The following is a 23,882-nucleotide window of genomic DNA, read 5'->3' as shown; positions in this document are numbered from 1 at the left end:
GTAGACGGCCACGCTGGCGATACCGGCGTCCCGGCACGCGCGGGCCACACGGACTGCGATTTCGCCACGGTTGGCGATGAGCACCTTGCGCACGATTGAGGCTCCCTCCTGGAAACAAGCCGAGTTTAGGGACTGCCGACACGGCGCATCGACCCGTCCCCAAAGGTGAGCTTGCCCACACAGAGCGTGACGCCAGGCTCGCTCGACCCGCGAAATCCCTTGTCGTACGGCCGTACGCAGGACTCCTCGGAAAACCCTAGCCCTCTGATGTGGTCAAGGTCTCTGTGAAGGCGTGCTGCGGCCCACTCCGTTTCTTTGTCAGATCCCTACGAACGACGCTCCGGATCTTTGCGCCGACGCGAACCATTGTCCTGAGCTTTACCAGTGAGTAGCGTTCCTGATGACCCGAACGTACTTCGGGCGGGAGCAGAATGGCTCCAGCCCGGGTCGAAAGCAGGTGGTGACAGTGGTCCGCAGACCGGTGGCGTGGGTGGTCGCGGTCGTCCTCCTCGCGGAGGCGTTCGGCGTCGCGCTCCTGAACTGGATTCTCGGGACGTTCGTCAGCCGCCAGAACATGTCCCTCGCGGGCCTCGACCCGGACCTGATGGCGAACTCCTCGAAGGCCGCGGGCCTCGTCTTCGCCGCCTACTTCGCCTTCTGCGCCCTCGTCGCGTTCCTGGTCGCCCTCCGGGGCCGCCGCCCGGCGGGCCTCGGCCGCGTCCTGCTGATCAGCGCGGCCGTCGTCCACGGCCTGCTGGCCGCCGTCGCCTGGGGCCTGGTCGGCCCCACGGCCTTCGGCACGCTGATCGTGGTCATGGCCCTGATCGTCCTGCTGCTGATGACGCACGACGGGGCCCCGGACGACGCCGGCGAGCCGGTCGTCGAGGGGAACCCGCGCGGCGGCGGGCCGGGGCCACTCACGCCTCCGTCGGTGCCCACAACTCCGTGATGCCGATGCCGAGTTCACCGAGCAGCCGGCGAACGAGCGGCAGGCTCAGGCCGATCACGTTCCCGTGGTCGCCGTCGATGCCGTCGATGAACGGCGCCGAACGGCCGTCGAGCGTGAACGCCCCGGCGACGTAGAGGGGTTCACCCGTCGCGACGTACGCGGCGATCTCCCCGTCCGTCGGTTCGCCGAAGCGGACGACCGTGGAGGCGACGGCGGAGGTCCAGCGGCCGTCGGCGTAGACGCAGTGCCCGGTCTGGAGGGTGCCCGCCCGGCCGCGCATCGACTTCCAGCGGGCGGTGGCCTCCTCGGCGTCGGCGGGCTTGCCGAGCGCCTGGCCGTCGAGGTCGAGGACCGAGTCGCAGCCGATCACGACCGCGCCCGCGGCCTCCGGGCGGGCGGCGACCACCGACGCCTTCGCCTCCGCGAGCGCCCGCGCCAGCTCGGCCGGGGTGGGGGCGGTGATCGCGTCCTCGTCGACGCCGCTGACGATCTTCTCGGGCGCGAAACCGGCGTCCCGCAGCAGCTTGAGGCGGGCCGGGGACTGGGAGGCGAGGATCAGGCGGCGAGTCATGGGGGTCAGGGTAGTCGGGGGAGGTCAGGGGTTCACTTCAGGCCGAGGACGATCATCGCCAGCACCATGGCCGCCGCCATGAGAACGCCCAGTCTCCGCAACATGACCTGCATGTCGCGGAGTTCCTTGGGAGGTTCGTTCTCAGGGTCGGACCACAGCATGATGTCCAGGGTGCGACGGAAAGGTGGAGAAGACCTGAGTACTAGTACTCAAGTCTTCCGCTTTCACCCCGGCCAGTACGTCTTTCACCCCGGCCAGTACGTCCGGGCCCACGCCGCCGCTCCCGGCCGGGGCAGCCCCCGCCCCGCGATCCGCGCCGGATCGGACCAGGCGTCCCGCGCCTTCGGGGCGTCGGCCGCCTGCGCGGAGGCCGACGCCCTGGCTCGCACCACCGCGAGTGCGGCGGCCAGCTCCTCCGGGGTGGGGTTCCCCCGTACGACCTTGATGTTCACGGCGTCTCCTTGGAGGGGTCCGTCTGGAGGGGTACCTCTAGAGGGGGATGTTCCCGTGCTTCTTCGGCGGCAGGGACTCCCGCTTCGTCCGCAGCTGCCGCAGCCCCCGTACGACGTGCCGCCGGGTGTCGGACGGCATGACCACCGCGTCGACGTACCCGCGCTCGGCGGCGATGTACGGGTTGAGGAGGGTGTCCTCGTACTCCTGGACGAGCCGCGCGCGCACCGCCTCGACGTCCTCCCCGCTCGCCTCCGCCTCGGCGATGGTCCGCCGGTGCAGGATGTTGACGGCGCCCTGGGCGCCCATGACGGCGATCTGCGCGGTCGGCCAGGCCAGGTTGAGGTCGGCGCCGAGGTGCTTGGACCCCATCACGTCGTACGCGCCCCCGTAAGCCTTGCGGGTGATGACGGTGATGAGCGGGACCGTCGCCTCGGCGTAGGCGTAGATCAGCTTCGCGCCCCGGCGGATGATGCCGTCGTGCTCCTGGTCGACGCCGGGCAGGAAGCCGGGGACATCGACGAACGTGATGACCGGGACGTTGAACGCGTCGCAGGTCCGCACGAACCGCGCGGCCTTCTCGCTCGCCTTGATGTCCAGGCAACCGGCGTACTGCATCGGCTGGTTGGCGACGATCCCGACCGGCTGCCCCTCCACCCGCCCGAACCCGGTGAGGATGTTCGGCGCGTACAGCGGCTGCGTCTCGAAGAACTCCGCGTCGTCCAGGACGTGTTCGACGACCGTGTGCATGTCGTACGGCTGGTTCGCGGAGTCCGGGACGAGGGTGTCCAGCTCCAAGTCCTCGTCCGTGACGGCGAGATCGGCCTCCTCGGGGAAGACCGGCGCCTCGGCGAGGTTGTTGGACGGCAGGTACGACAGCAGCTGCTTGACGTACTCGACCGCGTCCTTCTCGTCCCCGGCCATGTGGTGCGCCACGCCCGACACGGAGTTGTGGGTGCGCGCGCCGCCCAGCTCCTCGAAGCCGACGTCCTCACCCGTCACCGTCTTGATGACGTCGGGACCCGTGATGAACATGTGCGAGGTCTGGTCGACCATCACCGTGAAGTCGGTGATCGCGGGGGAGTAGACCGCCCCGCCCGCACACGGCCCGACGACCAGGCTGATCTGCGGGATCACCCCTGAGGCGTGGGTATTACGCCGGAAGATCTCCCCGTACGCCCCCAGCGAGGCGACCCCCTCCTGGATGCGCGCGCCGCCCGAGTCGTTGATCCCGATCACCGGGCAGCCCGTCTTCAGCGCGAAGTCCATCACCTTGACGATCTTCTGCCCGTACGTCTCGCCGAGCGCCCCGCCGAACACCGTGAAGTCCTGCGAGAACACGGCCACCGGACGGCCGTCGACCGTGCCGTACCCGGTGACGACCCCGTCCCCGTAGGGCCGGTTGTGCTCCAGGCCGAAGTTGGTCGAGCGGTGCCGGGCGAACTCGTCCAGCTCGACGAACGAGCCTTCGTCCAGGAGCAGTTCGATGCGCTCACGGGCCGTCAGCTTGCCCTTGGAGTGCTGCTTCTCGACGGCCCGCTCCGACCCGGCGTGCGTCGCCTCGTCTACGCGGCGGCGCAGATCCGCGAGTTTCCCCGCGGTCGTATGGATGTCGATCTCGTGACGCTCTTCCGGCTCGGACATCGGGATGCGGCTCCCTGCCTGCTCAAAAGGGGAACGGTGGAATTAGGGGTTACCCGTTCGTAGAGTAGTGGTGCCCCTACGGGTCGGCAGTGCGGCGTTGGCCACACCTAGGGTGGGTCGTATGACACCCCGAGACGCCGCAGACCCGAGCCCCTGGTCCGACCTCGAACGCCCCCCGCTGAACGCGCTCGCCCTGCGCCGGGGGCTCGTCCGGGAGGGCGGGCTGTGGCGCGAGGTGCGGGTCGTACGCAGCACGGGCTCCACGAACACGGACCTCGCGGCCGTCGCCGACACCACCCCCGAGGGCACGGTCCTGGTCGCCGAGGAGCAGACCGCCGCGCGGGGCCGCCTCGACCGCCGCTGGACGGCTCCGCCGCGCTCGGGCCTCTTCTTCTCGGTCCTGCTCCGTCCCTCTCGGGTACCGGTCCACCGCTGGGGCTGGCTCCCCCTGCTGACCGGCGTCGCCGTGGCGACGGGGCTGGCGCGGTCGGCAGGGGTGGACACGTCCCTCAAATGGCCCAACGACCTCCTCGTGAAGGTCGAGGGCGAGGAACGCAAGGCCGGCGGCATCCTCGCGGAACGCGCCGACACCGACGCGGTGATCATCGGCGTAGGCATCAACGTCACCCTCAAGTCCGACGAACTCCCCGTACCCCAGGCGGGCTCCCTCGCCCTGGCAGGCGCGGTGAGCACCGACCGCGACCCGTTGCTCCGTGCCGTCCTCCGCTCCTTGGAGGAGTGGTACGGAAAGTGGACGGAGGCGGACGGCGACCCCCTGACGAGCGGCCTCCAGGAAACCTACGCGGCAGGCTGCGCGACGCTGGGCCGCACAGTCCGCGCGGAACTCCCGGGCGACCGGTCGGTCGTAGGGGAAGCGGTCGCGGTCGACGGCGACGGCAGACTGGTGCTCGCGACGGAGGAGGGGGTACGGGAGCCGGTGGGGGCGGGGGACATCGTGCACTTGCGACCGGCGTAGAGCCGGGGGACTTTTGGAACTGGCGTCAGGGATATGCCCTAAGGGGCGCGGGGAACTGCGCGAGCAACCACGACGGCGGGAAAGCCGGACAAACACAGCAACCCTCACGGCGCTACCCGCCCCGGTTCCCCTTCCCCGCGTGAGCTACCGCACATCTGCCGTAAAGTTGACCCCGGTCGATACCTGACCGTGGCAGACCGGAAAGGCAGCAGGCGTGACCGTCGACGACACCGGCTCCGACGTGGGCGAGGACGCTGCCGACCCCGGCGAGGACCCCCTCGCGCTGCGCCTGGAGGGCCTCATCCTGGGTGCGGAGCGCCGCTACACCCCCTTCCAGGCGGCCCGCAGCGCGGGCGTCTCGATGGAACTGGCGTCCAGGTTCTGGCGTGCGATGGGCTTCGCGGACATCGGCCAGGCGAAGGCGCTGACCGAGGCGGACGTCCTCGCCCTGCGCCGCCTCGCGGGCCTCGTCGAGGCGGGCCTGCTGAGCGAGGCGATGGCCGTCCAGGTCGCCCGCTCCACCGGCCAGACGACCGCCCGCCTCGCGGAGTGGCAGATCGACTCCTTCCTGGAGGGCCTGACCGAACCCCCGGAGCCGGGCATGACCCGCACCGAGGTGACGTACCCGATCGTCGAACTCCTCCTCCCCGAACTGGAGGAGTTCCTCGTCTACGTCTGGCGCCGCCAGCTCGCCGCGTCGGCGGGCCGCGTCGTCCAGACCGCGGACGACGAGGAGATGGTGGACCGGCGGCTCGCCGTCGGCTTCGCCGACCTCGTCGGCTTCACGCGGCTGACCCGCCGCATGGAGGAGGAGGAACTCGGCGAACTGGTCGAGGCGTTCGAGACCACCGCCGCCGACCTGGTCGCCGCGCACGGCGGCCGGCTGATCAAGACCCTGGGCGACGAGGTCCTGTACGCGGCGGACGACGCCGGCACGGCCGCGGAGATCGGCCTGCGCCTCATCGAGACGATGGCGAACGACGAGACGATGCCGGAACTCCGCGTCGGCATGGCCTTCGGCACGGTCACCACCCGGATGGGCGACGTCTTCGGTACGACGGTCAACCTCGCCTCCCGCCTCACCTCCATAGCCCCCCGGGACGCGGTCCTCGTCGACACGGCGTTCGCGGAGGACCTGATCCGCAGCGGCGACGCGCCCGCCTCCGAGGCGCAGGCCGCCGAGGAGGCCGCCAAGGCCGAGAAGGAGGGGGAGGAGCCGCCGGGCTACCGCTTCGCCCTCCAGCCGATGTGGCAACGCCCGGTGCGGGGCCTCGGTGTGGTGGAACCCTGGCTGCTGAGCAGGCGGGACGGGGACGAGGGGGCGGTCTAAGGAGGCGGTCCAGAGGTCGTAGGGGGTCTACGGGGAGGGCCGGGGCGCGGCGAAGGGTGTGTCCACGCAGAGGCCGATCGCCGGTATGCAGAGCTCGTGGGGGTTGTCGGGGGCGGTGGGCGTCGGAGCGGGGGTCGAGGCCGGGGGCGGGTGGCTCGCTGGGGGTACGACCGTGGGGGTGGGGGCCGGTGCGGGGGTATGGGCGGGGGCGGGGGCGGTGCCGTACGGCGGGGTACTACGGGTTGGTGCCGGGGGTACCCGTACATCCTGAGCGGGAGCCGACGGGCGGGGGACGCCGGAGGTACTAGGGGTATTACGGGACTGGGCGCCCCCGGACGCGGCACCCTCTGAAGTACTACGGGTATCACCCGGGCCCCCTGGAGCGACCGGTATCGCCGCAGCGGCGTTCGTCGCGGGATCGCCGACGCCGGCGTCGTACCCGGAACCCGTAGTACCCGTAGACCCCGTAGTACCCCCGTCACCCACCGCCGCCCCCGCGACCGGGTCCCCGCCGACCTGGCCCTGTCCCTGTGCCTGCCCCTGCGCCTGGCCCTGGTCCGGGACGATCCGCAGCAGTCCCAGTACCCCCGCCGCGAAGGCGAGGCCGCCGGCCGCGAGGACCACCTTGCGGGGGCGGGGGCGACGGTGCCGGCCGCGGGGGCGGAATCCGCCGGAGCGGGGTGCCGCCGGATCGTCTGACTCGTACATGTCCCCTCCCGATGGGCCGCAGCGACGGTATGCGCGGGGGAGGGCGGGCGGCCGGGAGTCCGGGGGGATGTCACTCGAACGGGTAGTCGTACGTCGAACCCGTCGCCCTTCCCCGGGCGGGGGATGTACTGCGATGATCGCCCCGGACGAAGTGTTAACCAGCGTTAACGACGTGACCCCGGAGGATGGCATGAGCAGCGAGGAACGGTTCGGCGAGCATGTCCTGGTGCGCCGGCACTCCGACGGACACGTGGCGGAACTGGCGCTGGACCGGCCGAAGGCGATGAACGCGGTCTCGACGGAGATGGCCCGCTCGATCACCGCCGCCTGCACGGCCCTGGGGGTCGACCCCGACGTCCGTGTCGTGGTCCTCACCTCCACCCACGACCGCGCCTTCTGCGTCGGCGCCGACCTCAAGGAGCGCAACTCCTTCACGGACGACGACCTCCGCCGCCAGCGCCCCACCGCGCGCGCCGCCTACACCGCCGTCCTCGACCTCCCCGTCCCCGCCATCGCCGCGGTCAACGGCTTCGCCCTCGGCGGCGGCTTCGAACTCGCCCTGTCCTGCGACGTGATCGTGGCAGACGGCACGGCGGTGGTGGGGCTGCCGGAGGTCTCGGTGGGCGTCATCCCGGGCGGCGGCGGCACGCAGCTCCTGCCCCGCCGGGTGGGCGCCGCCCGCGCCGCCGAACTGATCTTCTCGGCGCGACGCGTGGAGGCCGCCGAGGCAAGGGAGTTGGGCTTGGTGGACGTGCTGGTCGAGGAGGGGAAGGTACGGGACGAGGCCCTCTCCCTGGGCGCCCGCATCGCCGCCAACTCCCCGATCGGCCTGCGCGCCGCGAAAAAGGCCCTGCGCCTCGGCCAGGGGCTGGACCTCAGGGCGGGCCTCGAGGTGGAGGACGCGGCGTGGCGGACGGTGGCGTTCTCGGGGGACAGGGCGGAGGGGGTAAAGGCTTTCAATGAGAAACGGAAGCCCGTATGGCCGGGTGAGTAGTCCAACCCAGGGGCGCGGGGAACTGCGCGACCAGCCACATTCAACCCGCACCCCGAGACCCACAGATCCCCCCCACTCGGACCGTCCAAAACCTCCGTTTCAACCCATATATCCCTAGCCTGAAGTAATGGGCCCCGACAGACACCTCGCGGCAGTGGTAACCCTCGCGCAGGGCATGGCAGCCGCGCGCACCCCCAGGGACACCTGGGCCGCCGCGGCGGCCGGCGCGTGCCACGCCCTGGACGGCACCTTCGCGGCGCTGTCGGTGTGGGAGCGGGCGCGAGGCAGACTGCGGGTCCTGGTGAACGTGGGGGAGCGGGCCCCGGACGAGGAGGAGTACCCGGAGTCGGAGTCGTACCCGGTCCACCAGTTCCCGGAGATCACGGAGTTCCTGCACGAACGCTGGGCCACCGGCGGCGAGCCGAACGCGTGGGTGGAGACGGCACAGGGCCCGACGACGGGCACCCCGGGATACGTCCACCAGCGCGTCGCGGCGCTGCGCCGCAGAGGCCGGGGCTCCTGCGTGGTCGCCCCGATCGTCCTGCACGGCCGCGCCTGGGGCGAGTTGTACGTGGCGAGGCCGACGCAGTCACCCCCCTTCGGCCGGGCGGACGCCGACTTCGCGACGGTCCTCGCGTCGGTCGTCGCGGCGGGCCTCGCGCAGACGGAACGCCTGGAGGAGGCCCGGCGCCTCGCGTTCACGGACGCGCTGACGGGGCTGGCGAACCGCAGGGCGGTGGACGTCCGGCTGGACGAGGCGGTCGAGCGGCACCGGCGGGAGGGGGTGACCGTCAGCCTCGTCGTGTGCGACCTGAACGGGCTGAAGAAGGTCAACGACACGAAGGGGCACGCGGTCGGGGACCGCCTGCTGGAACGGTTCGGCTCGATCCTGTCCCTGTGCGGGGCGATGCTGCCCGGCGCGCTGGCGGCCCGGCTCGGGGGCGACGAGTTCTGTCTGCTCGCGGTGGGGCCGACGGCGGACGAGGTGGTGACGGCGGCGACGGAGCTCTGCCGGCGGGCGGGGGAGCTGGAGCTGGGGGACGGGGTGGCCTGCGGGATGGCGTCGACGTCCGACCCCATCGGGCCCATCCGCACGGCCCGCCGCCTCTTCCGGCTCGCGGACGCGGCGCAGTACCGGGCGAAGGCGGAACGGGCGGGATACCCGGTGGTCGCGGGACGCAAGGGCCCCGAGGACCCCGTAGTACTCCTGGCGGACACCCCACCCCCTACCGGCGCCGAGCGGCGACGGTTCCGTGGGGGCGGGGGGTAGGAGGGGCGGGGTATTACGGGTACCAGGGGCCGGTCCGCGTCGGTACTACGGGTACTCAGCTCATGTCCGCCCAGAAGTTGCTGAGGCTGCTCTCCGCGGGCAGCGTGAAGTCCCGGGACCGGATGTAGCCGGCCGTGCAGTCGGGGCTGGTGAAGGTGATCAGCTTGACCGCGCGGCCCAGGTAGAGGTCCTGGTGCCCGTCCTTCCTCACCATCAGGTGCAGCAGGCCGCCCGTGGAGGCGGAGGCGGGCGCGCCCGGCCGGGGTGGGTGGTGGTGATCGCATCGGTAAGGGTCAGAACCGGTCTCCGGTCGTGACTTATTCGTCTTCAGTGCGTACGCTCCTGAATATGGATATGCACACTGTGGTGGTGCGGCCCACCGGGGTCACCGCGTCGGACGTTCTCGCCGTGGCCCGGGGCGGTGCCCGGATCGAACTGTCGGCGGAGGCGGTCGCGGCGCTGGCGGCGGCGCGGGAGATCGTGGACGCGCTGGCGGCCAAGCCGGAGCCGGTCTACGGGGTCTCCACCGGGTTCGGCGCCCTCGCCACCCGGCACATCGGCCCGGAGCTGCGCACCCAGCTCCAGCGCAACATCGTCCGCTCGCACGCCGCGGGGATGGGCCCGCGCGTCGAGCGCGAGGTCGTCCGCGCGCTGATGTTCCTGCGCCTCAAGACGGTCTGCTCGGGCCATACGGGCGTCCGCCCCGAGGTCGCCCGGACGATGGCCGACATCCTCAACGCCGGTATCACCCCCGTGGTCCACGAGTACGGCTCCCTCGGCTGCTCCGGCGACCTCGCCCCCCTCTCCCACTGCGCCCTGACCCTCATGGGCGAGGGCGACGCGGAGGGCCCCGACGGCGTCGTACGGCCCGCCGGTGAGCTGCTCGCGGCGCACGGTATTACCCCTGTGGAGCTACGGGAGAAGGAGGGGCTCGCCCTCCTCAACGGCACCGACGGCATGCTCGGCATGCTCCTGATGGCGCTCGCCGACCTCGACGCCCTCTACAAGGCCGCCGACGTCACCGCCGCCCTCTCCCTGGAGGCGCTCCTCGGCACCGCCAAGGTCCTCGCCCCCGAGCTGCACGCGATCCGCCCGCACCCCGGCCAGGGCGACTCCGCCGCCAACATGCTCGCCGTGCTGGAGGGTTCGGAGCTGACCGGACATCACCAGGACGACGCGCCGCGCGTCCAGGACGCGTACTCCGTGCGGTGCGCTCCGCAGGTCGCCGGGGCCGGACGGGACACCCTCGCGCACGCCCGCCTCGTCGCGGAACGGGAGCTGGCGTCGGCCGTCGACAACCCCGTAGTACTTCCGGACGGTCGGGTGGAGTCCAACGGGAACTTCCACGGCGCCCCCGTCGCCTACGTCCTCGACTTCCTCGCGATCGCCGTCGCCGACCTCGCGTCCATCGCCGAGCGCCGTACCGACCGGCTGCTCGACAAGAACCGCAGCCACGGCCTGCCGCCGTTCCTCGCGGACGACGCCGGCGTCGACTCCGGCCTGATGATCGCCCAGTACACGCAGGCGGCGCTGGTCAGCGAGTTGAAGCGGCTCGCCGTACCCGCCTCGGCCGACTCGATCCCCTCCTCGGCGATGCAGGAGGACCACGTCTCGATGGGCTGGTCCGCCGCGCGCAAGCTGCGTACCGCCGTCGACAACCTCACCCGGGTGCTCGCGGTCGAGCTGTACGCGGCGACGCGGGGCGTCGAACTCCGCGAGGGCCTCCGGCCGGCGGCGGCGACGCAGGCCGTCATCAGCGCCGTCCGTGAGGCGGGCGTCCAGGGGCCGGGGCCGGACCGGTTCCTCGCGCCCGACCTCGCCGCGGCGGACGCGTTCGTGCGGGGCGGGGGGCTGCTGGAGGCGGTGGAGAAGGTGACGGGACCGCTCAGGTAGCCGGAAGGGCCCCCGTAAGTACTACGGGGGCCCCTGAGAGGGTTACTTCAGCTTGGCGAGCTGGGCGGTGATGAGGGCCGGCGGGTTCTTCGGGCTCTCGCCCTGGCCGGCGAACGCGGCGAGGTTCAGGCTGTAGAACGTGGCGACGGTGTTGCCCTTGCGGATCACTTCGCCGTGGACCGGGACCGTGGTCCCCTCGATGTCCACCGCCTCGACGAAGGCCAGCGCCTCGTCGCCTCCGCCGGTGCCCTTCTCGGCGGTGACCTTCGTGATCTTGGTGGGCTCGCCGTCGGCGTCGGTCGAGGTGAAGCCGCCCGAGCAGGCGGTGATGCTGTCGGAGACCGCCTTCATGGCCTTCGTCGCGCCGTCGCCCTCGTAGGAGGACAGGCCGATGAGCGTCCGGGTGTTGGCCAGCGCCGCCGTGGCGCTGAGCTCGCCGGAGCCGCCCGCCTTCTTCTCCTCCTTGAGGGCGGTGTTGGCGGACACGGTGGTGTCACCGGGCGGCAGGCCGAGGGTGGACCACAGGAGCGGGCTGCACTCCGTCTTGTCGACCTTCCCCTGGTCCTTCGACTTCGGCAGCAGGGCCTCGCTGCCGTCGGTGGCGTAGCCCGTGACATCCCCCGCCACCAGCAGCAGCTTCTTCAGCTCCGCCGCCGTCGACGCCTTCCCCGCGGGCGCGACGGGAGCCGTCGGAGACGCCTTGGTGTCGGCGGTGTCTTCGGACTTGTCACCGGAGTCGGAATCGGACGAGCAGCCGGTGATGAATGCGAGCGAGAGCGCGCTCGCGGCGGCCGTCATGGACAGCCGCACCCCCCAGGAACGGTTCATGGGATCGAACTATGAAGTTCAAGCCAAGGAACAGTCAAATTAGGCTCAAAAATCCAGACGTTCCCGGCGAACCGAATAAAGGACGAAACCCGCACCCAAGGTGAGGAAAAGACTCCCGCCTACGACATACGGCGTGGTGTCGAAACTGCCGGTGTCGGCGAGTTCCGCGCCGGACGAATCCGAGAGGGGCACCGCACGCGCCTGCTGGGAGGCGCTCTGCGATGGCGTGGACGCTTCCTGGACCGTGTCGGCCTTGGCGGAGGGGACGAACCACAGGGCGCACAGGAGGGTCCCCGCGGCGGTGGCGGTCAGCAGCGGACGGCGGGCGGAGGACACGGAATATCGATCTCCTTGTGGCGCGGGAGAAATTGGCCGTGGGGCGATGTTAGTGAAAGACGAGGGTCACGGGAAAGTCACGGGGGTGAGAGATCGTACGCTCCCCGCATGACTACGGAAAACACCTCGCGCTTTGTCCGCCTTCGCGTGGATATCGTGCTGGAACTCGACGACGAAGGCGCCGTGACCGGCGCCGCGCTGGAGCGCCTCGCGGAGGACCCGGAGCTCGCGGGCGACGAGCGGGCGTACGCCGAGAGCGCTGTGACGGAAGACACCGCGGAGGCGCTCGCCTATCTCGTCGACCCGTTCGGCCTGGTCAGCGGGGTGCCCGGGGTGGAACTCGTGCAGGCGTCCTGGTCCACCGAGCGCATCGACTACGACCCCGATTCGCCGGAATGGGACCTCGACGAGGATGATGACCAGGAGGACGACGCCATGGACCGCAACGGTTGAGCGTCCTGGGGAACTCGTGAAATCCGCGGCCCCGGACGGAAACCGCGTCCGGGGTTTCGTCGTCTCAGGCAGTACGCAGGCCACTGCCGCCTCAGGGCCATGACGTCCGTCGGACGACGTGGTGTCGCCCACATGCCGGGAACATGTGGAACGGACGGCGGCAGTAGGCGCGTTGACAGTGAAGAGGGTGCCCGGGGTTTGGGGAAGGCCCTCGGGGAAACGGGGACGTCCGGGTTCCGGGAAATCGGCAACGTATGGAGAAGCGAGTGATAGCGAACAGTAAGCGGCGCAAGGGTCTCAGGGCCGCGTCCGCACTGCTCGGGGGGGTCCTGGTGCTCTCCGCGTGTTCTGGTGGCGACGACAGCGCTTCCGGCAGCGGCGGCAAGGACACCTCGCAGGCCAAGGCCGACGAGGCGGCGGCTGCGAAGGCGTCCGTGGCGGACATCAAGATCACGCCCGCGGACGGCTCCGCCAACGCCTCCATCAACAACTCCGCGGCCGTCACGGTCAGCAAGGGCACGCTCACGGCCGTCACGATGACGACGGCCGACGGCACCGCCGTCAAGGGCGAGCTCTCCGCCGACAAGCTGACCTGGAAGCCGAGCGACCAGCTGGAGCGCTCGACGACGTACAAGGTCGCCGCCGAGGCCACCGACTCCGAGGGCCGTGTCGCGCACGAGAACGGGTCGTTCACGACCGTCTCCCCGGCCAACAGCTTCATCGGCAACTTCACCCCCGAGGACGGCTCGACCGTCGGCGTGGGCATGCCGGTCTCGATCAACTTCAACAAGGCGATCACCAACAAGGCCGCGGTCCAGAAGGGCATCACGGTCACCTCCAGCAGCGGCCAGGAGGTCGTCGGTCACTGGTTCAACGCGAACCGCATCGACTTCCGCCCCGAGCAGTACTGGACGGAGAACTCCACCGTCACGCTGAAGCTCGCGCTCGACGGTGTCGAGGGCGCGGCCGGTGTCGTCGGCGTCCAGCAGAAGACCGTCACCTTCAAGATCGGCCGCAACCAGGTCAGTTACGTCGACGCGAAGACCAAGCAGATGAAGGTCACGCAGGACGGCAAGACCATCAAGACCATCCCGATCTCCGCCGGTTCGCCCGACAACAAGACGTACGAGGGCACGATGGTGATGTCGGAGAAGTTCAAGGAGACGCGCATGAACGGCGCGACCGTGGGCTTCACCGACGACGACGGCAAGGGCGAGTACGACATCAAGGACGTCCCGCACGCCATCCGGCTGACCAACTCCGGGACGTTCATCCACGGCAACTACTGGGGCGCCAAGTCCATCTTCGGCTCCACCAACACCAGCCACGGCTGTGTCGGCCTGTCCGACACGAAGGGCGCCAACGACACGGGTACGGCCGGGTACTGGTTCTACACGAACTCGATGGTCGGTGACGTCGTGGTCGTCCAGAACACCGGCGACAAGACGGTCGCGCCCGACAACGGGCTGAACGGCTGGAACATGAGCTGGGCCGACTGGAAGGCCGGATCTTCCGCCTGACGTACGGCAGTTGAACGGTGCCGCTTCCCTCGTCCGGGGGGAGCGGCACCGGCGTTTCACAGGGTTCCCCGCCCCGGCACAGTGCCTTCTCATGCAGCTCTTATCCACGGCTTATGGAGTCATCACACGCCGTCCCTAGCTTTCGGCGCATGTTCTTCACCTACCTGAGGCGCGAGTTGCGCCGCCGTAGAAAAGCGGCCCTCGTCGTCGCCTCCGGACTCGCGCTGGGTATCGCGCTGGTCATCGTGGTCAACTCCGTGTCCTCCGGCATGGGGAAGGCCCAGGACAAGGTCCTCCAGTCGCTCTACGGCCTCGGCACCGACATGACCGTCACCAAGGCGGCAGCCGCCGGCGGGACCGGCTCCGAGCGTCCGCGCTTCCAGTTCGACGCGCAGGACAGCGACTCCGACGCGTCGCAGAGCAGCGACGTCGTCATGGTGCGCGGCTTCCAGACACTCGCCACCTCGACCGTGACGCAGGTCGGCAAGCAGAGCGGGGTCGCCGACGCGGTCGGCGGGCTCAGCGTCCAAGTCATCAAGGTGGACGGGCAGTTCACGCGCGGGCAGTTCCAGCAGAACGAGGGCGGCAGCGGTACGGGGACCGGCCGTGGCGGTGCCGGCGGTGCCGGCGGCTCCGGTGGTCAGCCGCAGGGTGAAGTCCAGGGCGGGGGCGCCAACTTCGACGTCAACAACTACTCCGTGTACGGAACCGACGTCACCAAGCCGGAGTTGGGGCCGCTGACCTCGTCGAAGATCACCAGCGGGCGGACGTTCAAGACGTCCGAGACCGCGGCGAAGGTCGCCGTCGTCGACGCGTCCTACGCCAAGGAGAAGTCCCTCAAGGTCGGTTCGACCGTCACCATCAAGACCGTCAAGTTCTCCGTCATCGGCATCGCGACCGCCGACAGCGGCGACTCCGCCGCCAACCTGTACATCCCGCTCGCCCAGGCGCAGACCCTCGCCGACGCGAAGGACAAGGTCACGACGATCTACGTCAAGGCCACCGACTCGCAGAAGATCGACGGGGTCAAGTCCGCGATCCAGAAGAACGTCACGGGTACGACGGTGACGACCTCGGCGGATCTCGCGGACACGGTCTCCGGCTCCCTCTCGACGGCGTCCTCGCTCGCGACCAGCGTCGGCAAGTGGCTCTCGATCGCCGTGCTGATCGCGGCGTTCCTCGTCGCCGGTCTGCTGACCTCCTCCGCCGTCTCCCGCCGGGTGCGCGAGTTCGGCACGCTCAAGGCGCTGGGGTGGAAGTCGGGCCGGGTGACCCGGCAGGTGATCGGCGAGGCGATGGTGAACGGGCTGCTCGGCGGGGCGCTCGGGATCGCGCTGGGCCTCGCGGGGGCGTACGTGGTGACGGCCATCAGCCCCACGCTGCAAGCCCAGTTGGGCGGCGGCAACGGCGGCGGTGGGGGTGGCGGCGGCTTCGGTGGCGGTCCCGGTGGGGGTGGCCGTGCGGCGGCGGCCCGCACGCTCGACGTCGCCCTCACGGCCCCGGTGAGTGTGTCAACTGTCGCGCTGGCCGTGGGACTTGCGGTGGCCGGTGGGCTGATCGCCGGGGCGTTCGGTGGCTGGCGGGCGTCCCGGCTGCGGCCCGCTGACGCGCTGCGGCGCGTCGAGTAGCGGCTGGCGGCCCCTCCCCACGTCCCTCTTCGGAGCTTTGGAGCTTCCATGTACGAACTCAGAAACGTCACCAAGCGCTACACCCGGGGCAAGGACACCGTACTCGCCCTGGACGACGTCGACTTGACCATCCCCGACGGGGACCGCCTCGTCATCCAGGGCCCCACCGGCGGCGGCAAGTCCACCCTCCTCCAGATGCTCGGCGCCCTCGACCGCCCCTCGTCCGGCGAAGTCATCCTGGACGGCACGGACTTGGCGAAACTCTCCGAGGCCAAGCTGACGAAGGTGCGCAGCGAGAACATCGGTTTCGTCTTCCAGTCCTTCAACCTGATCCCCACCCTGACCGCCCAGGAGAACGTGGAAACCGCCCTCGTCCCCCTCGGCCTCAAGGTCAAGGAACGCCGCCAACGGGCCGCTGAAGCACTGGAGTCGGTGGGCCTGGGCGAGCGACTCTCCCATCTCCCCTCCGAGATGTCCGGCGGCCAGCAGCAACGCGTCGCGATAGCGCGGGCGTTGGTGAAGCGTCCGAAGGTGTTGTTGGCCGACGAACCCACCGGCAACCTCGACGAGAGCATGCGCGACGAGATCATGGACGTCCTGGAGACGCTGTGGAAGGAGCACGGGCTGACGTTCATCATGGTCACCCATGACTCGTCCATCGCGAAGAAGGCGCCTCGTCTCGTGACGATCCGGAAGGGTCGGGTGACGGTGACGGAGAAGGCGGCGTCCTGACGTTCTGAGGTGCGGAAGGCCGGTCTCGGGAGATCCCCGGAACCGGCCTTCTCGCGTATCGCGTCAGTCCGCCGGCCTCACCTCGCACCACACCGTCTTCCGGCCCACCCCCTGTTCCACACCCCAGCGTTCGGCCAGGGCGTTCAGGAGGGCGAGACCTCTTCCCGACTCGTCGGTGAGGGTCGCGTGGAGGAGGGTGGGGAGGGCGCGGGGGTCGGGGTCGGTGACTTCGACGCGGGTACGGCCGTGTTCCGTAGCGCGGACCCTGACCGTCACCGGGGTGCCGTCCCCGACGTGGTCGATGACGTTCGTGATCAGTTCCGTGGCGCACAGGCGGACGTCGTACGAGTGGTCGCGCAGCCGGTCCCGCAGCTCCGGGACCGCCTTGGGGGTCGCCAACAGGTCGTACTCGAAGCTCACTTGGCCGCGGCCTCACGGAGGATGCCGGCGAGGGAGAGGGCTGTGGTGGAGGGGCAGTTGCCGAGCGAGAGGAGGTTGAGGGGCGGGTTGTAGCGGCCCGCGTAGCTCGGGAGATCCAGGCCGAGGGAGGGGAGTTGGAGGCCGTGGAGGGCGAGGGCCTGGCGGAGTTCTTCGACGCAGGCGGGGATGTCGTTGGGGGAGGGAGGGGTGTGGGGCATGTGGGGGAGTCACTTTCTGTGCGGTGTGTGACGAATGCCTCACAGGGTGTCGTGCCGGTCGCTACCGTGAAAGGGGTTTTGCGTTCGCAGCGCACGCTGCGAAGAGCCGGTCAAGGGGTGAGGAACATGGCGCGAGGCAAGGACATCGACGGTTCCGAGGGGGTCTCGACCTTCTACGGCAAGGAGCTGCGCTGGAAGCGGGAGCGGGCGGGCATGTCGTTGGAGGAGCTGCTCGCCGGGAGCTTCTTCGGCAAGACGTACCTCAGCGACATCGAGCGGGGCGAGCGCAACATGCCGATCGAACTGGCACGGCACGTGGACCAACGGCTCGGTACGGACGGGTACTTCGAGCGGAACTGCGAGGACGTGCGGAAGTCGAGGAGGAAGGGGCACGCGAAGTACTTCGAGAAGGTGCTGGAGGCGGAGAAGCACGCGTTGACGATCGAGGAGTGGGCGCCCACGCTGGTGCCGGGGTTGCTGCAAACTCCGGATTACGCGCGGACTGTTGTGCTGGCGACCCACCCGTTGGCCCTCGACGAAGAGGTGGAGGAGAAGGTCAGTGGCCGAATGGAACGAGCCGACCTCTTCGAGAGGGACCATCACAAGCCGGAGTACTGGGCGATCCTGCACGAGTTGCTGATCACCGACCCGATCCTCCCGCCGCTGGAGATGGCCGAGCAGCTTGACCGGATCGTGGGGTTGGCCGAGCGGCGCCGAATTGTTCCGCAGATCCTCCTGCGAACTCACGGGGCGCATCCGTTCATGACGGGACCTGCGTTGTTCATGACGTTCCCGGATGCTCCGCCACTGTTCTACACGGAGGCGCTGCACAGCGGTGACACCATCGATGATCCGGCGCTCGTCCTGGAGTACCGCAGGTCGTACGATCGCCTCAGGGCCGCCGCACGTTCTCCCAAGGCGTCCCTGGCCATGATCAAAGCAGCGGCAGAGGATTACCGAAATGGCAAGCGACCGGATCGACTTGAGTGACGCCCTGTGGCTCAAGAGCAGCTACAGCAACGGTAGCGGCGGGAACTGCGTCGAGGTTGCCAGCAACTTCCCCGGCGCAGCCATCTGGCGCAAGTCCAGCCACAGCAACGCGGGCGGCGGCAACTGCGTCGAACTCGCCACCAACCTCCCCCACCTCATCCCCGTCCGCGACTCCAAACTCCCCACCAGCCCCACCCTCCTCCTCACCCCCACCGCCTGGACCCCCTTCCTCGCCGCCCTCAAGACCCCCACCCCGTAACGATTCGCGGGGCCACTACACGATCGACCCCGAACCCTGGGGTCCCCCCTTCGTCGTCCAGGACGCCCGACGGGCACCGAGGGCCGAAACCGGGCCTGCCCTTGCGGAGCCCCCTCGCGGCGGACTGCTTCGGCCCTTACGAACTGCACCTCGGCCCTGTCCGGACGTACCCGCGGGGCCGGTACGCCCGACGGAACGTCACGGCCGCTCAGGCAACTCCACCCGAGCCGCATCCGCCCCCCAACTAGCCAGCAACCGCAACCCCTCCGCGCTGGTCGACCCCGGCTCGGCCGAGTACATCACGAGGGTCTGCTCGGGGTCCGCGGCGGACTTGAACCCCTCGTAGGACAGGGTGAGTTCGCCGACGAGGGGATGCAGGAGGCGCTTCACGCCGAAGCTCTTCTCCTTGACGTCGTGGATGGCCCAGAGTCGGCGGAACTCCTCGCTCTTGACGGAGAGTTCGCCGACGAGGGCGGAGAGGCGGGGGTCGTCGGGATGGCAGCCGGCCTCCCAGCGGAGGGTGGCGACGACGTCGCCCGCCTTCTGGTCCCATTCGAGGTAGAGGTCACGGAACTCGGGGTGCAGGAAGACGAGACGGGCGAAGTTGCGCTCGGCGGGCGGGAGTTGGGACCAGTCACCGAAGAGCGCCGACGCCATCCGGTTCCACGTGAGGATCTCGGACCGCCGCCCGATGATGTACGCGGGCACCCCGTCCATCGAGTCGAGCAGCTGCCGCAGGGTGGACCGCACCGGCTTCTGCCGCCCCGCCCCCGACTTCTTCTTGTGCTGCTTGGGCCCCGCGAGATGCATGAGATGCGCGTGCTCGGAGTCCGTCAGCCGCAGCGCCCGCGCGACCGAGTCGAGGATCTCCGTCGAGACGTTCCGCCCGTTGCCCTGCTCAAGACGCGTGTAGTACGCGACGGACACCCCCGCGAGCTGCGCCAGCTCCTCCCGCCGCAGCCCCGGCACCCGCCGATGCCGCCCGAACCCCGACAAGCCGACGTCCTCCGGCTGCAACCGGGCCCGCCGGGTCCGCAGGAACTCACTCAGCTCGGCCCGCCGGTCCAGCCCGGCGGCGGCCCGCTCACCGGACTCGGCCGCCCGGCCCACACCCGCCGACCCGCTCGATCCGGCCACCCGCCCCACCTCCGCCGCAGACCCGCCGACCCTTGCCGCCTCGCCCGTCCCCCTGTGCCGCTCCTCGTCCATACCCCCAGTATCCGCGACCCCTAATGGTCGTACGCCCCCGATCCTGTCCCCGCCAGTGGTACGCACGCCGAACGTAGGCAAAGCGGTGATCTGGGCGGATACCCGGACCTCGTGGCAGGCTGAAAAACGTGCCCGGCCCGAAGGCAGGCCGGGACGCAACCCCCCGCTAGGAGAACCACGGCATGACCACCGTCGCCGCGTACGCCGCCCCCGCCGCCAAGGCCCCGCTCGCCCGCACCACCATCGAGCGCCGCCCGGTCGGCGAGTTCGACGTCCAGATCGACATCAAGTTCGCCGGAATCTGCCACTCCGACATCCACCAGGCCCAGGAAGGCTGGGGCAGCGCCATCTTCCCGATGGTCCCGGGCCACGAGATCGCGGGCATCGTCTCCGAGGTCGGCCCCGGCGTCACGAAGTACCAGGTCGGCGACCGTGTCGGCGTCGGCTGCATGGTCGACTCGTGCGGCGAGTGCGGGAACTGCAAGGCCGGTGTCGAGCAGTTCTGCGCGCAGGGCAACGTCGCCACGTACAACGCCATCGGCAAGGACGGCGAGCCGACGTACGGCGGCTACTCCGAGAAGATCGTCGTCAAGGAGAGCTTCGTCGTCCGCATCCCGGACGGCCTCGCCCTCGACATCGCCGCGCCCCTGCTGTGCGCCGGCATCACCACCTACTCCCCGCTGAAGCACTGGGGCGCCGGTCCCGGCAAGAAGGTCGCCGTCATCGGCCTCGGTGGGCTCGGCCACATGGCCGTCAAGATCGCCGACGCGCTCGGCGCCGAGGTCACCGTCCTCTCGCAGACCCTCAGCAAGCAGGCGGACGGCCTCAAGCTCGGCGCGGACCACTACTTCGCGACCAGCGACCCGGACACGTTCAAGCAGCTCACGGGCGCCTTCGACCTCATCGTCTCGACGGTCTCCGCGCCGCTGGACTTCGGCGCCTACCTCAGCCTCCTCAAGACCGGCGGCGCGCTCGTCAACGTCGGCGCCCCCGAGGAGCCCATCTCCCTCAACCTCTTCTCCCTCATCGGCGGCAACAAGACCCTCGCCGGCTCGATGATCGGCGGCATCGCCGAGACCCAGGAGATGCTCGACTTCTGCGCCGAGCACAACCTCGGCTCCGAGATCGAGCTGATCTCCGCCGCCGAGATCAACGAGGCGTACGAGCGTGTCGTGAACAGCGATGTGCGGTACCGGTTCGTGATCGACACGGCCACGATCTGAGTCTGACGGTCGTACGACCATCGAGTGACTGAGGGCTGGCTCTCCGGTATCCCCTACCGGAGAGCCAGCCCTACGTGCGTCTGCCGAGCAGCCACAGCAGATACGGCCCTCCCACCAGCGCCGTCAGCGCCCCCACCGGAATCTCCAGCGGCGGCACCAGCACCCGCGCCACCAGGTCCGCGATCACGAGGACGACGGCCCCGGCCAGCCCCGACGCGACGAGCGGGAGGTGCGGCGTACGGGTCAGCCGGCGGGCCAGTTGGGGAGACGTGAGAGCCACGAACCCGATCGGACCGGCCGCACCGGTCGCGGCGGCGGCCAGTACGACCCCTAGTACCGTCAGCCCGAGCCGCACCCGGTCGACCCTGACGCCGAGCCCCGAGGCCGTCTCGGGGTCGAGCCCCAGGGGACGGACCGCCCGGCTCGCCCACACCAGCGCGGGCAGGGCCAGCAGGAGGACGACACCGAGGGGCCGCGCCTGCTCCCACCCCCGCCCGTTCAGGCTCCCCGTCAGCCAGAGTTTCAGCTGCTCGGCGGCGTCCAGCTCACTGTCCGCGAGGTACAGCTGGACCACGGCGGACAGGGCCACCCCGATGCCCACGCCGGTCAGCACGAACCGGTTCGGCTGAAGCCCGTTCCGCCAGGCCAGCGCGTACACCAGCGCCGCCGCCGCGAGGCCGCCCAGCACGGAGACGACGGGCATCGCGGACGGCGACGACACCACGCCGGTCGCCAGCGCGCCCACGGTCGCCGCAGCCGCGCCGTGCCCGACACCGATCACGTCGGGGCTGGCCAGCGGATTCCGGGTGACCGTCTGGACCAACGCCCCCGAGACCCCCAGGGCCACCCCCACCAACGCGCCCACCACGATCCGGGGTACCCGTAGCTCCCCTACGACCAGGTCATAAGGGCCGGGCGTCCCCCTGAGGGTCGACCACACCTGCGCCGGGGACACCACGGTCTGGCCCAGACAGGCCGACGCCAGCATCGCGCCCCCGAGCAGGACGAGAAGGACCGCGGAGACGGCGAGGGAACGCCGGTGGACGACTAGGGAGAGGCGAGGGGTGGGTCGTACCACCAGGGAACCCGTACGACCTGCGGGGGAACCCGTACGACCCGTGGGGGACGGTGTGCTGCCCGTGGGGGACGACGGCGGACGATCCGCCGGGGGCGGCGTACGACCCGTAGTACCTCCGGGGGACGCGGAGAGCTTGCCCGTCCTCATGCGACCTCCTTCCGCCGCCGTACCAGCACCACCAGCACCGGCACCCCCACCAACGCCGTCATCACCCCGGCCGGCACCTCGGCGGGCGCGCGCACCACCCGGCCCGCCACGTCCGCGAGGACCAGCAGGGCCGCCCCCAGCAGCGCGGACAGCGGCAGCAGCGTCCGGTGACCCCCCTTGACCAGCCGCCGCGCGAGATGCGGCACGACCAGGCCGACGAACACGATCGGCCCGGCGGCGGCCACCGCGGACGCCGTCAGCAGCGTCGCACCGAGCGCCGCCGAGCCCCGTACCAGCCGCACCCGATGCCCGAGCGCCCGCGCCGTCTCGTCCCCCAGCGCCAACGCGTCGAGCCCCGGCGCGCACAGCATCACCAGCACCGCCCCGACCAGCAGAAACGGCAGCATCCGTACGACACTGTCGGCGTCCCGCCCGCTCAGCGCGCCGACCTGCCAGAACCGGAACTGGTCGAGCGTCGCGGACGACGAGGTGAGGACGACGGTCGTCCCCCCGGCGGTCATCGCCGCCAACGCCGTTCCCGCCAGGGCGAGTTTGACCGGTGACGCACCGCCCCGCCCGCGCGAGGCGATCGCGTACACGAGACACGCGGCGACCACCGCACCGGCGAACGCGAACCAGACGTACCCGCTGAAACCGTTTGCGAGACCGAGCGAGATCGCGACGACCACCCCGGCCGCCGCGCCCTGGCTCAGCCCCAGAATCCCGGGATCGGCCAGCGGATTTCTCGTAACCGCTTGCAGAGACGCCCCGGCGAGCCCGAGCGCCGCACCGGCCGTCAGCCCGATCTCGGTGCGGGGCAGCCGCAGCGACCGGACGACCAGCGCGTCCGGGGAGTCACCCTGACGCAGCAGCGCGTCCAGGACCGCCGACGGGGGGACGGCCCGCGTACCGACGGCGAGGCTGAGCACGACGGCGGCGGCCACCGCGAGGGTGGCCGCCGGCCAGACGAGCAGGCGTCGGGTCACTTGGACAGGTGCTCCGAGAGTTCGCCGACGACGAGACGCGCGGCCGTGGGACCGGCGTTCAGGTACCAGGGGTCGTCGTCGACCTGCACCGCGTGCCCGGCCTTGACGCCCTTCATGCCCTTCCACAGCGGGCCCGCGACCGTGCTCGCGGCGTCCGTCTTCGACGCGTCGCCCTGCACGGAGTAGAAGATCCAGTCGGCGTCCGCCGTGTCGATCTTCTCGCTGCTGATGTCCTGCGAGACGGCCCTGAACTGCTGCGACGCCGGGCGGCCGAGGCCCATGTCGACGGCGAGTGAGCCGGTGAAGGAGGAGACGCCGAACATGCGGGTGCGGTCGGGGGTGAAGCGGATCATGGAAACGGTGGGGGAACCGGTTACTGCCGTTCCCTTCGCTTTGGCGTCCGCGACGATGCCGTCCAGCAGCTTCTGGGCCGCCTGGCCCTTGCCGGTCGCGTCGCCCACGAGGAGGAGGTCCCGCTTCCAGTTGATGCCCTGGCCCGCGGTGACGACCGTGGGGGCGATCTTCGTCAGCTTGGGGTAGAGGTCCGCGAGGGACTTGTTGACCAGGATCAGGTCCGGCTTGGCCGTCGCGAGGGACTCCAGGTTCGGGGCCTGGCGGGTGCCGGCGTCCGTCATCGACTTCAGCGCGCTCTTGTACTGCGGGAACGCGTCGTTCAGGTAGTCGGGGACCAGCCCCGCGTTCTCCGCGCGCGTCGAGGCGGTCGGGACGACGCCGAGGGTGAGGAGGTCGTCGAGCTGGCCGGTGCTGAGGACGGCGATCTTCTTGGGCTCGGCCTTGATCGTCGTACTGCCCTCGAAGTGCTTGACCGTCCGGGGGAAGGCGCCGTCGGTGTCGACGTCCGAGCCCATGCCGGCCGCGAGGGCGCTGGGGGCGGCGGTCGGGCCCTCCTCGGCGCCCGCGACCTTGTTGACGCCGGCCGGGGTCTTGGCGTCGGTCGTCGCCTTGGCGCTGTCCGAGTCGGTCGAGCAGCCTGCGAGGAGGATGCCTCCGATCAGGGAGGCGGTCAGGACTGCTGTCGGCTTGGACGTGCGCACGAGGGTACTCCGGGG

At 70.4% G+C, this 23,882-nt stretch carries 28 protein-coding genes; 13 read left to right on the top strand and 15 right to left on the bottom strand.

The features are described from left to right. The coding region (locus ABZX85_RS48995; protein WP_280842533.1) for a biotin carboxylase N-terminal domain-containing protein at positions 1-93 on the bottom strand (93 nt) is incomplete at its 3' end. A 364-nt stretch (positions 94-457) separates the two neighbouring features. Here ABZX85_RS48995 and ABZX85_RS48990 point away from each other — a divergent pair. After that, entirely contained in the window at positions 458-949 is a 492-nt protein-coding gene (locus ABZX85_RS48990; protein ID WP_355884903.1) for a hypothetical protein, read from the top strand. On the opposite strand, the gene ABZX85_RS48985 is transcribed toward ABZX85_RS48990, so the two are convergent. The 4 genes from ABZX85_RS48985 to ABZX85_RS48970 form a co-directional block, all read right to left on the bottom strand. Continuing rightward, the gene (locus ABZX85_RS48985; protein WP_355884898.1) at positions 918-1,520 is read right to left on the bottom strand and encodes a nucleoside triphosphate pyrophosphatase; all 603 of its coding nucleotides are present in this window, start codon (positions 1,518-1,520) and stop codon (positions 918-920) included. The two genes, ABZX85_RS48990 and ABZX85_RS48985, sit on opposite strands and share 32 nt — an antisense overlap. Positions 1,521-1,552: 32 nt before the next feature. Then, the gene (locus ABZX85_RS48980) at positions 1,553-1,681 is read right to left on the bottom strand and encodes a hypothetical protein (protein WP_355884897.1); all 129 of its coding nucleotides are present in this window, start codon (positions 1,679-1,681) and stop codon (positions 1,553-1,555) included. Between the two features lie 84 nt (positions 1,682-1,765). Beyond that, entirely contained in the window at positions 1,766-1,972 is a 207-nt protein-coding gene (locus tag ABZX85_RS48975) for an acyl-CoA carboxylase subunit epsilon (RefSeq protein ID WP_355884896.1), read from the bottom strand. A 37-nt stretch (positions 1,973-2,009) separates the two neighbouring features. Further along, complete coding sequence (locus tag ABZX85_RS48970) at positions 2,010-3,614, bottom strand: acyl-CoA carboxylase subunit beta (RefSeq protein ID WP_355884895.1); 1,605 nt, start codon at positions 3,612-3,614, stop codon at positions 2,010-2,012. Between the two features lie 121 nt (positions 3,615-3,735). On the opposite strand from ABZX85_RS48970, the gene ABZX85_RS48965 reads away from it, so the two are divergent. Further along, a complete protein-coding gene (locus tag ABZX85_RS48965) occupies positions 3,736-4,590 on the top strand; it encodes a biotin--[acetyl-CoA-carboxylase] ligase (RefSeq protein WP_355884894.1) in 855 nt (284 codons plus the stop codon). Between the two features lie 214 nt (positions 4,591-4,804). After that, positions 4,805-5,920, top strand: coding sequence for an adenylate/guanylate cyclase domain-containing protein (locus tag ABZX85_RS48960; RefSeq protein ID WP_355884893.1), 1,116 nt, complete (start codon positions 4,805-4,807; stop codon positions 5,918-5,920). Between the two features lie 27 nt (positions 5,921-5,947). On the opposite strand, the gene ABZX85_RS48955 is transcribed toward ABZX85_RS48960, so the two are convergent. Then, positions 5,948-6,628 (bottom strand): hypothetical protein, encoded by a 681-nt coding sequence (locus ABZX85_RS48955; protein ID WP_355884892.1) that lies wholly within the window; start codon positions 6,626-6,628, stop codon positions 5,948-5,950. Between the two features lie 190 nt (positions 6,629-6,818). On the opposite strand from ABZX85_RS48955, the gene ABZX85_RS48950 reads away from it, so the two are divergent. Both ABZX85_RS48950 and ABZX85_RS48945 read left to right on the top strand, forming a co-directional pair. Beyond that, positions 6,819-7,622, top strand: coding sequence for an enoyl-CoA hydratase-related protein (locus tag ABZX85_RS48950; protein ID WP_355884891.1), 804 nt, complete (start codon positions 6,819-6,821; stop codon positions 7,620-7,622). Positions 7,623-7,749: 127 nt separating this feature from the next. Next, complete coding sequence (locus ABZX85_RS48945) at positions 7,750-8,892, top strand: diguanylate cyclase (RefSeq protein ID WP_355884890.1); 1,143 nt, start codon at positions 7,750-7,752, stop codon at positions 8,890-8,892. Positions 8,893-8,947: 55 nt separating this feature from the next. Here ABZX85_RS48945 and ABZX85_RS48940 read toward each other — a convergent pair whose 3' ends face one another. Further along, complete coding sequence (locus tag ABZX85_RS48940) at positions 8,948-9,106, bottom strand: hypothetical protein (protein ID WP_355884889.1); 159 nt, start codon at positions 9,104-9,106, stop codon at positions 8,948-8,950. 140 nt (positions 9,107-9,246) lie between these two features. Between ABZX85_RS48940 and hutH the strand changes: the two genes are divergently transcribed. Further along, a complete protein-coding gene (gene hutH / locus ABZX85_RS48935; protein WP_355884902.1) occupies positions 9,247-10,785 on the top strand; it encodes a histidine ammonia-lyase in 1,539 nt (512 codons plus the stop codon). A 42-nt stretch (positions 10,786-10,827) separates the two neighbouring features. Here hutH and ABZX85_RS48930 read toward each other — a convergent pair whose 3' ends face one another. Continuing rightward, positions 10,828-11,613: a hypothetical protein gene (locus ABZX85_RS48930; RefSeq protein WP_355884888.1), complete on the bottom strand. Its 786-nt coding sequence runs from the start codon at positions 11,611-11,613 to the stop codon at positions 10,828-10,830. Between the two features lie 45 nt (positions 11,614-11,658). Beyond that, entirely contained in the window at positions 11,659-11,949 is a 291-nt protein-coding gene (locus tag ABZX85_RS48925) for an LPXTG cell wall anchor domain-containing protein (RefSeq protein ID WP_355884887.1), read from the bottom strand. 108 nt (positions 11,950-12,057) lie between these two features. Between ABZX85_RS48925 and ABZX85_RS48920 the strand changes: the two genes are divergently transcribed. From ABZX85_RS48920 to ABZX85_RS48905, 4 genes are all read left to right on the top strand, one after another. Then, a complete protein-coding gene (locus ABZX85_RS48920; protein WP_355884886.1) occupies positions 12,058-12,402 on the top strand; it encodes a hypothetical protein in 345 nt (114 codons plus the stop codon). A gap of 254 nt (positions 12,403-12,656) precedes the next feature. Next, positions 12,657-13,922: an Ig-like domain-containing protein gene (locus ABZX85_RS48915; RefSeq protein ID WP_355884885.1), complete on the top strand. Its 1,266-nt coding sequence runs from the start codon at positions 12,657-12,659 to the stop codon at positions 13,920-13,922. A gap of 149 nt (positions 13,923-14,071) precedes the next feature. Continuing rightward, a complete protein-coding gene (locus ABZX85_RS48910) occupies positions 14,072-15,550 on the top strand; it encodes an ABC transporter permease (protein WP_355884884.1) in 1,479 nt (492 codons plus the stop codon). A 48-nt stretch (positions 15,551-15,598) separates the two neighbouring features. After that, entirely contained in the window at positions 15,599-16,282 is a 684-nt protein-coding gene (locus tag ABZX85_RS48905; protein ID WP_355884883.1) for an ABC transporter ATP-binding protein, read from the top strand. 63 nt (positions 16,283-16,345) lie between these two features. Here ABZX85_RS48905 and ABZX85_RS48900 read toward each other — a convergent pair whose 3' ends face one another. Further along, the gene (locus ABZX85_RS48900; RefSeq protein ID WP_355884882.1) at positions 16,346-16,702 is read right to left on the bottom strand and encodes an ATP-binding protein; all 357 of its coding nucleotides are present in this window, start codon (positions 16,700-16,702) and stop codon (positions 16,346-16,348) included. Continuing rightward, the gene (locus ABZX85_RS48895) at positions 16,699-16,920 is read right to left on the bottom strand and encodes a hypothetical protein (RefSeq protein WP_355884881.1); all 222 of its coding nucleotides are present in this window, start codon (positions 16,918-16,920) and stop codon (positions 16,699-16,701) included. The genes ABZX85_RS48900 and ABZX85_RS48895 overlap by 4 nt, the downstream gene beginning before the upstream one ends. Positions 16,921-17,046: 126 nt before the next feature. Between ABZX85_RS48895 and ABZX85_RS48890 the strand changes: the two genes are divergently transcribed. Then, a complete protein-coding gene (locus tag ABZX85_RS48890; RefSeq protein ID WP_355884880.1) occupies positions 17,047-17,910 on the top strand; it encodes a helix-turn-helix transcriptional regulator in 864 nt (287 codons plus the stop codon). Then, positions 17,882-18,169: a DUF397 domain-containing protein gene (locus ABZX85_RS48885; RefSeq protein ID WP_355884879.1), complete on the top strand. Its 288-nt coding sequence runs from the start codon at positions 17,882-17,884 to the stop codon at positions 18,167-18,169. The genes ABZX85_RS48890 and ABZX85_RS48885 overlap by 29 nt, the downstream gene beginning before the upstream one ends. Positions 18,170-18,367: 198 nt before the next feature. Here the strand turns inward: ABZX85_RS48885 and ABZX85_RS48880 are convergent, their stop codons facing one another. Continuing rightward, the gene (locus ABZX85_RS48880) at positions 18,368-19,378 is read right to left on the bottom strand and encodes a helix-turn-helix transcriptional regulator (RefSeq protein ID WP_355884878.1); all 1,011 of its coding nucleotides are present in this window, start codon (positions 19,376-19,378) and stop codon (positions 18,368-18,370) included. Between the two features lie 182 nt (positions 19,379-19,560). Between ABZX85_RS48880 and ABZX85_RS48875 the strand changes: the two genes are divergently transcribed. Further along, positions 19,561-20,601: an NAD(P)-dependent alcohol dehydrogenase gene (locus tag ABZX85_RS48875; protein ID WP_355884877.1), complete on the top strand. Its 1,041-nt coding sequence runs from the start codon at positions 19,561-19,563 to the stop codon at positions 20,599-20,601. A gap of 70 nt (positions 20,602-20,671) precedes the next feature. On the opposite strand, the gene ABZX85_RS48870 is transcribed toward ABZX85_RS48875, so the two are convergent. From ABZX85_RS48870 to ABZX85_RS48860, 3 genes are read right to left on the bottom strand one after another with little or no spacing between them, the layout of a single operon-like run. Next, positions 20,672-21,826 (bottom strand): iron ABC transporter permease, encoded by a 1,155-nt coding sequence (locus tag ABZX85_RS48870; protein ID WP_355884876.1) that lies wholly within the window; start codon positions 21,824-21,826, stop codon positions 20,672-20,674. After that, the gene (locus ABZX85_RS48865) at positions 21,823-22,812 is read right to left on the bottom strand and encodes an iron ABC transporter permease (protein ID WP_355884875.1); all 990 of its coding nucleotides are present in this window, start codon (positions 22,810-22,812) and stop codon (positions 21,823-21,825) included. Before ABZX85_RS48865 ends, ABZX85_RS48870 begins: the two co-directional genes overlap by 4 nt. Then, the gene (locus ABZX85_RS48860) at positions 22,809-23,867 is read right to left on the bottom strand and encodes an iron-siderophore ABC transporter substrate-binding protein (protein ID WP_355884874.1); all 1,059 of its coding nucleotides are present in this window, start codon (positions 23,865-23,867) and stop codon (positions 22,809-22,811) included. The genes ABZX85_RS48865 and ABZX85_RS48860 overlap by 4 nt, the downstream gene beginning before the upstream one ends. Positions 23,868-23,882 lie beyond the last annotated feature (15 nt).

The organism is Streptomyces sp. NPDC004539 (assembly GCF_040610055.1).
Lineage (GTDB): Bacteria > Actinomycetota > Actinomycetes > Streptomycetales > Streptomycetaceae > Streptomyces.
This window is presented reverse-complemented; position numbering and strand designations above follow the sequence as displayed.